8 protein-coding genes are annotated in these 12,325 nt (G+C 52.2%); all 8 read left to right on the top strand.

Translation table 11 applies throughout. The features are described from left to right. The first annotated feature begins 215 nt into the window (after positions 1-215). The 8 genes from secE (at position 216) to rpoC (ending at position 12,320) form a co-directional block, all read left to right on the top strand. Positions 216-599, top strand: a complete 384-nt coding sequence (gene secE / locus FOC35_RS07710; RefSeq protein ID WP_016517379.1) for a preprotein translocase subunit SecE — start codon at positions 216-218, stop codon at positions 597-599. Position 600: 1 nt separating this feature from the next. Then, positions 601-1,146 carry a transcription termination/antitermination protein NusG gene (gene nusG, locus FOC35_RS07705; protein ID WP_003862341.1) on the top strand — a complete coding sequence of 182 codons (546 nt, stop codon included), beginning with the start codon at positions 601-603 and terminating at the stop codon, positions 1,144-1,146. A gap of 155 nt (positions 1,147-1,301) precedes the next feature. Continuing rightward, a complete protein-coding gene (rplK, locus tag FOC35_RS07700; RefSeq protein ID WP_016517380.1) occupies positions 1,302-1,730 on the top strand; it encodes a 50S ribosomal protein L11 in 429 nt (142 codons plus the stop codon). A gap of 3 nt (positions 1,731-1,733) precedes the next feature. Continuing rightward, the gene (gene rplA / locus FOC35_RS07695) at positions 1,734-2,438 is read left to right on the top strand and encodes a 50S ribosomal protein L1 (RefSeq protein WP_016517381.1); all 705 of its coding nucleotides are present in this window, start codon (positions 1,734-1,736) and stop codon (positions 2,436-2,438) included. 298 nt (positions 2,439-2,736) lie between these two features. Continuing rightward, complete coding sequence (gene rplJ, locus FOC35_RS07690; protein ID WP_007704673.1) at positions 2,737-3,234, top strand: 50S ribosomal protein L10; 498 nt, start codon at positions 2,737-2,739, stop codon at positions 3,232-3,234. 66 nt (positions 3,235-3,300) lie between these two features. Further along, positions 3,301-3,666 (top strand): 50S ribosomal protein L7/L12, encoded by a 366-nt coding sequence (rplL, locus tag FOC35_RS07685; RefSeq protein ID WP_000028882.1) that lies wholly within the window; start codon positions 3,301-3,303, stop codon positions 3,664-3,666. 326 nt (positions 3,667-3,992) lie between these two features. After that, the gene (gene rpoB / locus FOC35_RS07680; RefSeq protein WP_016517382.1) at positions 3,993-8,021 is read left to right on the top strand and encodes a DNA-directed RNA polymerase subunit beta; all 4,029 of its coding nucleotides are present in this window, start codon (positions 3,993-3,995) and stop codon (positions 8,019-8,021) included. 75 nt (positions 8,022-8,096) lie between these two features. Then, entirely contained in the window at positions 8,097-12,320 is a 4,224-nt protein-coding gene (gene rpoC / locus FOC35_RS07675; protein ID WP_016517383.1) for a DNA-directed RNA polymerase subunit beta', read from the top strand. Positions 12,321-12,325: the final 5 nt, after the last annotated feature.

Genomic DNA, 12,325 nt, shown 5'->3' with positions numbered 1-12,325 from the left:
CAATGTGCAAGAAAAGGGCATCATTTGATGCCCTTTTTGTACGCTTTCGAACCAGAACCTGGCTCATCAGTGATTTTTTATCGATAATCATTGCTGAGACAGGCTCTGAAGATGGCGTTTATGCCGGATTGCGCCTGAAAAGAGCCATTCGGTTTGGTTTGCCTCGCCTGCGCGGGGCAAAAATGTTTGTCTGATTTATTGTGACAGGTTGGTTTATGAGTGCGAATACCGAAGCTCAAGGGAGCGGGCGTGGCCTCGAAGCGATGAAGTGGCTGGCAGTAGTCGTTTTGCTGCTCGTGGCAATCGTGGGCAACTACATTTATCGTGATATCACTCTGCCTCTGCGTGCGCTGGCTGTGGTAATTCTGATTGCAGCGGCGGGCGGTGTTGCTCTGCTGACCACGAAAGGCAAGGCGACCGTTTCCTTTGCCCGTGAAGCGAGAACTGAAGTACGCAAGGTTATTTGGCCTACCCGCCAGGAAACTCTGCACACCACTTTAATCGTGGCAGCCGTTACCGCTGTGATGTCACTGATTTTGTGGGGGCTGGATGGTATTCTGGTCCGCCTGGTATCTTTTATTACTGGCCTGAGGTTCTGAGATGTCTGAAGCCCCTAAAAAGCGTTGGTACGTCGTTCAGGCGTTTTCCGGTTTTGAAGGCCGCGTAGCGACCTCGCTGCGTGAGCATATCAAATTACATAACATGGAAGAGCTGTTTGGCGAAGTCATGGTTCCGACCGAAGAGGTTGTTGAAATCCGTGGTGGCCAGCGTCGTAAAAGCGAGCGTAAATTCTTCCCGGGTTACGTTCTGGTTCAGATGGTGATGAACGATGCAAGCTGGCACCTGGTGCGCAGCGTTCCACGTGTGATGGGGTTCATCGGTGGAACCTCTGACCGTCCAGCGCCTATCAGCGACAAAGAAGTTGATGCGATCATGAACCGTCTGCAGCAGGTTGGTGACAAACCGCGTCCGAAAACGCTGTTTGAGCCGGGCGAAATGGTTCGTGTTAACGATGGTCCGTTTGCTGACTTTAACGGTGTGGTCGAAGAAGTGGATTACGAGAAGAGCCGCCTGAAGGTCTCCGTATCGATCTTTGGTCGTGCAACGCCGGTTGAACTGGACTTTGCTCAGGTCGAAAAAGCCTGATAATTTGATCGTTAATGCAGCGATTTTTCGTTGCGAAGGGCGCGAAATTGACATACAATTTCGCGCCTTTTGTTTTTATGTGTCTCGTACACATAAAACGATTTATTCACGGGGAGCCTTGTAAGAGGCGCTATAACCCACTAGAGGAAATTTAGATGGCTAAGAAAGTACAAGCCTACGTCAAGCTGCAGGTTGCAGCTGGTATGGCGAACCCAAGTCCACCAGTTGGTCCAGCTCTGGGTCAGCAGGGTGTTAACATCATGGAATTCTGTAAAGCGTTTAACGCCAAAACTGATTCCATCGAGAAAGGTCTGCCAATTCCGGTTGTTATTACCGTTTACGCTGACCGTTCTTTCACTTTCGTTACTAAAACCCCACCGGCTGCTGTTCTGCTGAAGAAAGCTGCTGGCATCAAGTCTGGTTCCGGCAAGCCGAACAAAGACAAAGTGGGTAAAGTAACCCGTGCTCAGGTACGCGAAATCGCAGAAACCAAAGCTGCGGACATGACTGGTTCCGACATTGAAGCGATGACTCGCTCCATTGAAGGTACTGCTCGTTCCATGGGCCTGGTAGTGGAGGATTAAGAAATGGCTAAACTGACCAAGCGCATGCGCGTGATCCGTGACAAAGTTGATGCGACCAAACAGTACGACATCAACGAAGCCATTGCTCTGCTGAAAGAGCTGGCCACTGCTAAATTCGTTGAAAGCGTAGACGTTGCCGTTAACCTCGGCATCGACGCTCGTAAATCTGACCAGAACGTACGTGGTGCAACTGTACTGCCGCACGGTACTGGCCGTTCAGTTCGCGTAGCCGTATTTGCACAGGGCCCTAACGCTGAAGCAGCTAAAGCTGCTGGCGCAGAGCTGGTAGGTATGGAAGATCTGGCTGATCAGATCAAGAAAGGCGAAATGAACTTTGACGTTGTTATTGCTTCCCCGGATGCAATGCGCGTTGTTGGCCAGCTGGGCCAGGTTCTGGGCCCACGCGGCCTGATGCCAAACCCGAAAGTTGGTACCGTAACCCCTAACGTTGCTGAAGCAGTTAAGAATGCTAAAGCGGGTCAGGTTCGTTACCGTAACGACAAAAACGGCATCATCCACACCACCATCGGTAAAGTGGACTTTGACACTGACAAACTGAAAGAAAACCTGGAATCTCTGCTGGTTGCGCTGAAAAAAGCAAAACCATCTCAGGCGAAAGGCGTGTACATCAAGAAAGTTAGCCTGTCTACCACCATGGGTGCAGGTGTTGCGGTTGACCAGGCTGGTCTGAACGCAGTGGCGAACTAATAATCGCCTTTACGCGGGCGAAAGATTAGTCTAATATCTTACGCCCGTTGTTCTGCTTATGCAGAGCACAAGAATTTTCGGTTGGAGCCTGGCCTTATCCAGGCCTCCGTCCAAGACCGCAGGTGTTTCGCAAGAAACTTAATTGCCTGCGTAGACGGTGACAGAACCTGAAGAATATTTTTAGATAGTCTTTAGCTTGTTTCTGCTCACCGTATGTAGACGCGTTTTTCCATTGTGGGTAAACGCGAAGTGAGTTTCGGGACGTAATGTCCCGGCTAAAACCCAGGAGCAAAAGCTAATGGCTTTAAATCTTCAAGACAAACAAGCGATTGTTGCTGAAGTCAGCGAAGTAGCCAAAGGCGCGCTGTCTGCAGTAGTTGCGGATTCCCGTGGCGTTACTGTAGACAAAATGACCGAACTGCGTAAAGCAGGTCGCGAAGCCGGCGTTTACATGCGTGTTGTTCGCAACACCTTGCTGCGCCGTGTTGTTGAAGGTACTCAGTTTGAGTGCCTGAAAGACGCGTTCGTTGGTCCGACCCTGATTGCATATTCTATGGAACACCCGGGCGCTGCTGCTCGTCTGTTCAAAGATTTCGCGAAAGCGAATGCAAAATTTGAGGTCAAAGCCGCTGCCTTTGAAGGTGAGCTGATCCCGGCGTCTCAGATCGACCGCCTGGCAACTCTGCCGACCTACGAAGAAGCAATTGCACGCCTGATGGCAACCATGAAAGAAGCTTCGGCTGGCAAACTGGTTCGTACTCTGGCTGCTGTTCGCGATGCAAAAGAAGCTGCTTAATTGCCGCTTTCTTTATCAAGCATCTGCTTACGTATAAACTTATTCTGATATTCAGGAACAATTTAAATGTCTATCACTAAAGATCAAATCATTGAAGCAGTATCCGCTATGTCCGTAATGGACGTTGTAGAACTGATCTCTGCAATGGAAGAAAAATTCGGTGTTTCTGCTGCTGCTGCTGTAGCTGTTGCTGCTGGCCCAGCTGAAGCTGCTGAAGAGAAAACTGAGTTCGACGTTATTCTGAAAGCTGCTGGCGCTAACAAAGTTGCCGTAATCAAAGCAGTTCGCGGCGCAACTGGCCTGGGTCTGAAAGAAGCTAAAGACCTGGTTGAGTCTGCACCAGCTGCACTGAAAGAAGGCGTGAGCAAAGATGACGCTGAAGCACTGAAAAAATCTCTGGAAGAAGCTGGCGCTGAAGTTGAAGTTAAATAAGCCAACCCTTCCGGTTGCAGCCTGAGAAATTAGGCTGATGGCTGGTGACTTTTTAGTCACCAGCCTTTTTGCGCTGTAGGGTATCAGTAGCGTTTCACGCTGTTTGACTGCTGATTACCTCCCAATGTTTGTTCCTATCGACGCCTTAATATATTGCGACTTTCTGCGCCGGGAGTTCCGGGGCAAAGCGTAACGAAATGGTTTAAGAGTGATAGAAACAAGTATTGCGGGAAGTGTTCCACTTTCCGGTCCACAAAATAGTGTTGCATAAACTGCCCCTTTCGACGGGCAGATGGGTCGACTTGTCAGCGAGCTGAGGAACCCTAATGGTTTACTCCTATACCGAGAAAAAACGTATTCGTAAGGATTTTGGAAAACGTCCGCAAGTGCTGGACATTCCTTATCTCCTTTCTATCCAGCTTGACTCGTTCCAGAAGTTCATCGAGCAAGATCCCGAAGGTCAATACGGCCTGGAAGCGGCATTCCGCTCCGTATTCCCGATCGCAAGCTACAGCGGCAATTCTGAGCTGCAGTATGTTAGCTATCGCCTGGGCGAACCTGTATTTGACGTTAAAGAATGTCAGATCCGTGGCGTGACGTATTCTGCTCCGCTGCGTGTAAAACTGCGTCTGGTGATCTACGAGCGCGAAGCGCCGGAAGGCACCGTTAAAGACATCAAAGAACAAGAAGTTTACATGGGCGAAATTCCGCTCATGACCGACAACGGTACTTTTGTTATCAACGGTACTGAGCGCGTTATCGTTTCTCAGTTGCACCGTAGCCCGGGCGTGTTCTTTGACAGTGACAAAGGTAAAACCCACTCCTCAGGGAAGGTACTGTATAACGCACGTATCATTCCTTACCGTGGTTCCTGGCTGGACTTCGAATTCGACCCGAAAGATAACCTGTTCGTGCGTATTGACCGTCGCCGCAAACTGCCTGCGACCATCATCCTGCGCGCGCTGAACTTCACCACTGAGCAGATCCTTGACCTGTTCTTTGAGAAAGTTAATTTCGAAATCCGTGACAACAAGCTGCAGATGGAGCTGGTGCCGGAACGCCTGCGTGGCGAAACCGCATCCTTCGACATCGAAGCTGACGGCAAAGTGTACGTTGAAAAAGGCCGCCGCATCACAGCGCGCCACATTCGCCAGCTGGAAAAAGACGATATCAAACATATCGAAGTTCCAGTTGAGTACATTGCCGGTAAAGTTGCGGCTAAAGACTACGTTGACACTTCTACCGGCGAACTGATTTGCCCGGCGAACATGGAGTTGTCACTGGACCTGCTGGCTAAGCTGAGCCAGTCTGGCCACAAACGTATCGAAACGCTGTTCACCAACGATCTTGATCACGGTGCTTACATCTCCGAGACCATCCGCGTCGACCCTACCAATGACCGCCTGAGCGCGCTGGTTGAGATCTACCGCATGATGCGTCCTGGTGAGCCACCAACGCGTGAAGCAGCTGAAAGCCTGTTCGAGAACCTGTTCTTCTCCGAAGACCGCTATGACCTGTCTGCGGTTGGTCGTATGAAGTTCAACCGTTCTCTGCTGCGTGATGAAATCGAAGGCTCCGGCATCCTGAGCAAAGACGACATCATCGAAGTGATGAGAAAACTGATCGGTATTCGTAACGGTCAGGGTGAAGTGGATGACATCGACCACCTCGGCAACCGTCGTATCCGTTCCGTAGGCGAAATGGCGGAAAACCAATTCCGCGTTGGCCTGGTGCGTGTTGAGCGTGCGGTGAAAGAGCGTCTGTCTCTGGGCGATCTGGATACCCTGATGCCTCAGGATATGATCAACGCCAAGCCAATCTCTGCGGCAGTGAAAGAGTTCTTCGGCTCCAGCCAGCTGTCTCAGTTCATGGACCAGAACAACCCGTTGTCCGAGATTACGCACAAACGTCGTATCTCTGCACTGGGCCCGGGCGGTCTGACCCGTGAGCGTGCGGGCTTCGAAGTACGTGACGTACACCCAACCCACTACGGTCGTGTGTGTCCAATCGAAACCCCAGAAGGTCCGAACATCGGCCTGATCAACTCCCTGTCTGTTTATGCGCAGACTAACGAATACGGCTTCTTAGAAACCCCGTATCGTCGCGTAGTTGACGGCATCGTGACCGACGAAATTCATTACCTGTCTGCTATCGAAGAAGGTAACTACGTAATCGCTCAGGCGAACACCAACCTGGACGAAGAAGGCCGTTTCGTAGACGACCTGGTTACCTGCCGTAGCAAAGGCGAATCCAGCTTGTTCAGCAACGACCAGGTTGACTACATGGACGTTTCCACCCAGCAGGTGGTTTCCGTCGGTGCGTCCCTGATCCCGTTCCTGGAACACGATGACGCCAACCGTGCCCTGATGGGTGCGAACATGCAACGTCAGGCGGTTCCAACTCTGCGTGCTGATAAGCCGCTGGTTGGTACCGGTATGGAACGTGCTGTAGCCGTTGACTCCGGTGTTACTGCCGTAGCCAAACGTGGCGGTACCGTTCAGTACGTGGATGCTTCCCGTATCGTTATCAAAGTTAACGAAGACGAGATGTACCCGGGCGAAGCCGGCATCGACATTTACAACCTGACCAAATACACGCGTTCTAACCAGAACACCTGTATTAACCAGATGCCATGTGTGTCTCTGGGTGAGCCAATCGAGCGCGGCGACGTGCTGGCAGATGGCCCATCTACCGACCTGGGTGAGCTGGCGCTGGGTCAGAACATGCGCGTAGCGTTCATGCCGTGGAACGGTTACAACTTCGAAGACTCCATCCTCGTTTCCGAGCGTGTTGTTCAGGAAGACCGCTTCACTACCATCCACATTCAGGAACTGGCTTGTGTGTCCCGTGACACCAAACTGGGGCCAGAAGAGATAACGGCTGACATCCCTAACGTGGGTGAAGCTGCGCTCTCCAAACTGGATGAGTCCGGTATCGTGTATATCGGTGCTGAAGTGACCGGTGGCGACATTCTGGTTGGTAAGGTAACGCCGAAAGGTGAAACCCAGCTGACGCCAGAAGAGAAGCTGCTGCGTGCAATCTTCGGTGAGAAAGCGTCTGACGTTAAAGACTCTTCCCTGCGTGTACCAAACGGCGTTTCCGGTACCGTAATCGACGTTCAGGTCTTCACCCGCGATGGCGTGGAAAAAGACAAACGTGCGCTGGAAATCGAAGAGATGCAGCTGAAGCAGGCTAAGAAAGACCTGTCTGAAGAACTGCAAATCTTCGAAGCTGGCCTGTTTAGCCGTATCTATGCCGTGCTGGTTTCCGGTGGTGTTGAAGCTGACAAGCTCGACAAACTGCCGCGCGACCGCTGGCTTGAACTGGGCCTGACCGACGAAGAAAAACAAAACCAGCTCGAGCAGCTGGCCGAGCAGTACGACGAGCTGAAGCACGAGTTTGAGAAGAAACTCGAAGCTAAGCGCCGCAAAATCACTCAGGGCGATGACCTGGCACCTGGCGTGCTGAAAATCGTTAAAGTGTATCTGGCCGTTAAACGTCAGATTCAGCCTGGTGACAAGATGGCAGGTCGTCACGGGAACAAAGGTGTTATCTCCAAGATCAACCCGATCGAAGATATGCCTTACGATGAAAACGGCACGCCGGTAGACATCGTACTGAACCCGCTGGGCGTACCATCTCGTATGAACATCGGTCAGATTCTGGAAACCCACCTGGGTATGGCTGCTAAAGGTATCGGCGAGAAAATCAACGCCATGCTGAAACAGCAGCAGGAAGTCGCCAAACTGCGCGAATTCATCCAGAAAGCGTATGACCTGGGCACAGACGTTCGTCAGAAAGTCGACTTGAACACCTTCACTGATGAAGAAGTTCTGCGCCTTGCTGAAAACCTGAAAAAAGGTATGCCGATTGCTACTCCGGTATTCGACGGTGCAAAAGAGTCTGAAATCAAAGAACTGCTGCAACTCGGCGGTCTGCCATCTTCTGGCCAGATCACCCTGTTTGACGGCCGTACTGGTGAACAGTTCGAGCGTCAGGTAACCGTAGGTTACATGTACATGCTGAAACTGAACCACCTGGTTGATGACAAGATGCACGCGCGTTCTACCGGTTCTTACAGCCTCGTTACTCAGCAGCCGCTGGGTGGTAAGGCTCAGTTCGGTGGTCAGCGCTTCGGTGAGATGGAAGTGTGGGCGCTGGAAGCATACGGCGCCGCGTATACCCTGCAGGAAATGCTGACCGTTAAGTCTGATGACGTGAACGGCCGTACTAAGATGTATAAAAACATCGTGGACGGCAACCATCAGATGGAACCGGGCATGCCGGAATCCTTCAACGTTCTGTTGAAAGAGATCCGCTCGCTGGGTATCAACATCGAGCTGGAAGACGAGTAATCGTTGCTCAAAAGGTCCAGGGTGCCCGGCTAACGCCGGGCATCACAGAGTGCTAACTCCGACGGGAGCAAATCCGTGAAAGACTTATTAAAGTTTCTGAAAGCGCAAACTAAAACCGAAGAGTTTGATGCGATCAAAATTGCTCTGGCTTCGCCAGACATGATCCGTTCATGGTCTTTCGGTGAAGTTAAAAAGCCGGAAACCATTAACTACCGTACGTTCAAACCTGAGCGTGACGGCCTGTTCTGCGCCCGTATTTTTGGGCCAGTAAAAGACTACGAGTGCCTGTGCGGTAAGTACAAGCGCCTGAAACACCGTGGTGTTATTTGTGAGAAGTGTGGCGTAGAAGTTACCCAGACTAAAGTTCGTCGTGAGCGTATGGGTCACATCGAACTGGCATCTCCAACTGCCCACATTTGGTTCCTGAAATCTCTGCCATCCCGTATCGGCCTGCTGCTGGATATGCCGCTGCGTGATATCGAACGCGTACTGTACTTCGAATCCTATGTGGTTATCGAAGGCGGGATGACCAACCTCGAGCGTCGTCAGATCCTGACTGAAGAGCAGTATCTGGACGCGCTGGAAGAGTTCGGTGACGAGTTCGACGCGAAGATGGGTGCGGAAGCTATTCAGGCCCTGCTGAAAAGCATGGATCTGGAGCAAGAGTGTGAAACTCTGCGTGAAGAGCTGAACGAAACCAACTCTGAAACCAAGCGTAAAAAGCTGACCAAGCGTATCAAGCTGCTGGAAGCGTTCGTTCAGTCTGGTAACAAGCCAGAGTGGATGATCCTGACCGTTCTGCCGGTTCTGCCGCCAGACCTGCGTCCGCTGGTTCCGCTGGATGGTGGTCGTTTCGCGACTTCAGATCTGAACGATCTGTACCGTCGTGTTATCAACCGTAACAACCGTCTGAAGCGTCTGCTGGATCTGGCTGCGCCAGATATCATCGTACGCAACGAAAAACGTATGCTGCAGGAAGCGGTAGATGCCCTGCTGGACAACGGCCGTCGCGGTCGTGCCATCACCGGCTCTAACAAACGTCCTCTGAAATCTTTGGCCGATATGATCAAAGGTAAGCAGGGTCGTTTCCGTCAGAACCTGCTGGGTAAACGTGTTGACTACTCCGGTCGTTCTGTAATCACCGTAGGTCCATACCTGCGTCTGCATCAGTGCGGTCTGCCTAAGAAAATGGCGCTGGAGCTGTTCAAACCGTTTATCTACGGCAAGCTGGAACTGCGTGGCCTCGCGACCACCATCAAAGCTGCTAAGAAAATGGTTGAGCGCGAAGAAGCTGTCGTTTGGGATATCCTGGACGAAGTTATCCGCGAACACCCGGTACTGCTGAACCGTGCACCAACCCTGCACCGTTTGGGTATCCAGGCATTTGAACCTGTTCTGATCGAAGGTAAAGCTATCCAGCTGCACCCGCTGGTTTGTGCGGCATATAACGCCGACTTCGATGGTGACCAGATGGCTGTACACGTTCCGCTGACGCTTGAAGCTCAGCTGGAAGCGCGTGCGCTGATGATGTCTACCAACAACATCCTGTCACCAGCGAACGGCGAGCCAATCATCGTTCCTTCTCAGGACGTTGTATTGGGTCTGTACTACATGACCCGTGACTGTGTTAACGCCAAAGGCGAAGGCATGGTACTGACTGGCCCGAAAGAAGCTGAGCGTATTTATCGCGCTGGCCTGGCCTCTCTGCATGCGCGCGTTAAAGTGCGTATCACCGAATACGAAAAAGATGCTCAGGGCACATTCGTTGCGAAAACCAGCCTTATCGACACCACCGTTGGTCGTGCGATTCTCTGGATGATCGTGCCGAAAGGCCTGCCTTTCTCCATCGTCAACCAGGCGCTGGGTAAAAAGGCAATCTCCAAGATGCTGAACACCTGTTACCGTATTCTGGGCCTGAAACCGACCGTTATTTTTGCGGACCAGACGATGTACACCGGCTTTGCTTATGCAGCGCGTTCAGGTGCATCCGTTGGTATTGATGACATGGTCATCCCGGAGAAAAAATACGAAATCATCAGCGAAGCAGAAGCTGAAGTTGCTGAGATTCAGGAACAGTTCCAGTCCGGTCTGGTTACCGCTGGCGAACGCTACAACAAAGTTATCGATATTTGGGCAGCAGCGAACGACCGCGTATCCAAGGCGATGATGGACAACCTGCAAACTGAAACCGTTATTAACCGTAACGGCGAAGAAGAGCAGCAGGTTTCCTTCAACAGCATCTATATGATGGCCGACTCCGGTGCTCGTGGTTCCGCGGCACAGATTCGTCAGCTGGCTGGTATGCGTGGTCTGATGGCTAAGCCAGATGGCTCCATCATCGAAACGCCAATCACCGCGAACTTCCGTGAAGGTCTGAACGTACTCCAGTACTTCATCTCTACTCACGGTGCTCGTAAAGGTCTGGCGGATACCGCACTGAAAACGGCTAACTCCGGTTACCTGACTCGTCGTCTGGTAGACGTTGCGCAGGACCTGGTTGTTACCGAAGACGACTGTGGCACCCTGGAAGGCATCACGATGACTCCGGTTATCGAAGGTGGCGACGTTAAAGAACCTCTGCGTGACCGCGTTCTGGGTCGTGTAACGGCAGAAGACATTCTGAAGCCGGGTACTGCGGATATTCTGGTTCCACGCAACACTCTGCTGCACGAGCAGTGGTGTGACCTGCTGGAAGCTAACTCTGTTGACAGCGTAAAAGTTCGTTCCGTAGTAGGTTGCGAAACTGACTTTGGCGTATGTGCGCACTGCTATGGTCGTGACCTGGCACGTGGCCACATCATCAACAAAGGTGAAGCTATCGGGGTTATCGCGGCACAGTCCATCGGTGAGCCTGGTACACAGCTGACGATGCGTACGTTCCACATCGGTGGTGCGGCATCTCGTTCTGCTGCTGAGTCCAGCATTCAGGTTAAGAACAAAGGTAGCATCAAGCTCAGCAATGCGAAGTCGGTTGTTAACTCTACCGGCAAGCTGGTTGTGACTTCTCGTAACACCGAGCTGAAGCTGATCGACGAATTCGGTCGTACCAAAGAGAGCTATAAAGTGCCTTACGGTGCTGTTATGGCCAAGGGTGATGGCGAGCAGGTTGCCGGCGGTGAAACCGTTGCAAACTGGGATCCACACACCATGCCGGTTATCTCCGAAGTCAGTGGTTTCATCCGCTTTACTGACATGATTGACGGCCAGACCATTACCCGTCAGACCGATGAATTAACCGGCCTGTCATCCCTGGTTGTTCTGGATTCTGCAGAACGTACCGCGGGTGGTAAAGACCTGCGTCCGGCGCTGAAAATTGTTGATGCACAGGGCAACGACGTTCTGATCCCAGGCACCGATATGCCTGCTCAGTACTTCCTGCCGGGCAAAGCAATTGTACAGCTGGAAGATGGGATCCAGATCAGTGCGGGTGACGCGCTGGCACGTATTCCTCAGGAATCCAGCGGTACCAAGGATATCACCGGTGGTCTGCCGCGCGTTGCTGACCTGTTCGAAGCGCGTCGTCCGAAAGAGCCTGCTATCCTGGCTGAAATCAGCGGTATCATTTCGTTTGGTAAAGAAACCAAAGGCAAACGCCGTCTGGTTATCTCCCCAATCGACGGCAGCGATGCTTACGAAGAGATGATTCCGAAATGGCGTCAGCTGAACGTGTTCGAAGGTGAACGCGTAGAACGTGGTGACGTTGTTTCCGATGGTCCAGAGTCTCCGCACGACATTCTGCGTCTGCGTGGCGTGTATGCTGTAACTCGTTACATCACCAACGAAGTGCAGGACGTTTACCGTCTGCAAGGCGTTAAGATTAACGATAAACACATCGAAGTCATCGTGCGTCAGATGCTGCGTAAAGCAACCATCGTTAACGCCGGCAGCTCCGACTTCCTGGAAGGCGAGCAGGCTGAATACTCTCGCATCAAGATCGCTAACCGCGAAATTGAAGCGAACGGTAAGATCAACGTGACCTTTGCACGCGATCTGCTGGGTATCACCAAAGCCTCTCTGGCAACTGAGTCCTTCATCTCCGCGGCATCGTTCCAGGAGACTACTCGAGTGCTGACCGAAGCAGCCGTTGCGGGTAAACGTGACGAACTGCGCGGCCTGAAAGAGAACGTTATCGTGGGTCGTCTGATCCCGGCCGGTACCGGTTATGCGTACCACCAGGATCGTATGCGCCGTCGCGCAGCGGGTGAAGTTCCTGCTGCACCGCAGGTCACTGCTGAAGATGCAACTGCCAGCCTGGCAGAGCTGCTGAACGCAGGAAACCTCGGCGGTAACGACGAGTAATCGTG

Origin of the sequence: Cedecea sp. FDAARGOS_727 (assembly GCF_012273235.1) — a bacterium.
In the GTDB taxonomy this organism is placed as follows: domain Bacteria; phylum Pseudomonadota; class Gammaproteobacteria; order Enterobacterales; family Enterobacteriaceae; genus Cedecea; species Cedecea davisae.
The sequence above is the reverse complement of the archived record's forward strand: the minus strand, read 5'-3'. Positions and strand labels throughout refer to the sequence as shown.

Excerpts from the sequence above, each read along its gene's own strand:
- secE (WP_016517379.1), top strand. The coding sequence starts at position 216 with ATGAGTGCGAATACCGAAGCTCAAGGGAGCGGGCGTGGCCTCGAAGCG.
- nusG (WP_003862341.1), top strand. The coding sequence starts at position 601 with ATGTCTGAAGCCCCTAAAAAGCGTTGGTACGTCGTTCAGGCGTTTTCC.
- rplK (WP_016517380.1), top strand. The coding sequence starts at position 1,302 with ATGGCTAAGAAAGTACAAGCCTACGTCAAGCTGCAGGTTGCAGCTGGT.
- rplA (WP_016517381.1), top strand. The coding sequence starts at position 1,734 with ATGGCTAAACTGACCAAGCGCATGCGCGTGATCCGTGACAAAGTTGAT.
- rplJ (WP_007704673.1), top strand. The coding sequence starts at position 2,737 with ATGGCTTTAAATCTTCAAGACAAACAAGCGATTGTTGCTGAAGTCAGC.
- rplL (WP_000028882.1), top strand. The coding sequence starts at position 3,301 with ATGTCTATCACTAAAGATCAAATCATTGAAGCAGTATCCGCTATGTCC.
- rpoB (WP_016517382.1), top strand. The coding sequence starts at position 3,993 with ATGGTTTACTCCTATACCGAGAAAAAACGTATTCGTAAGGATTTTGGA.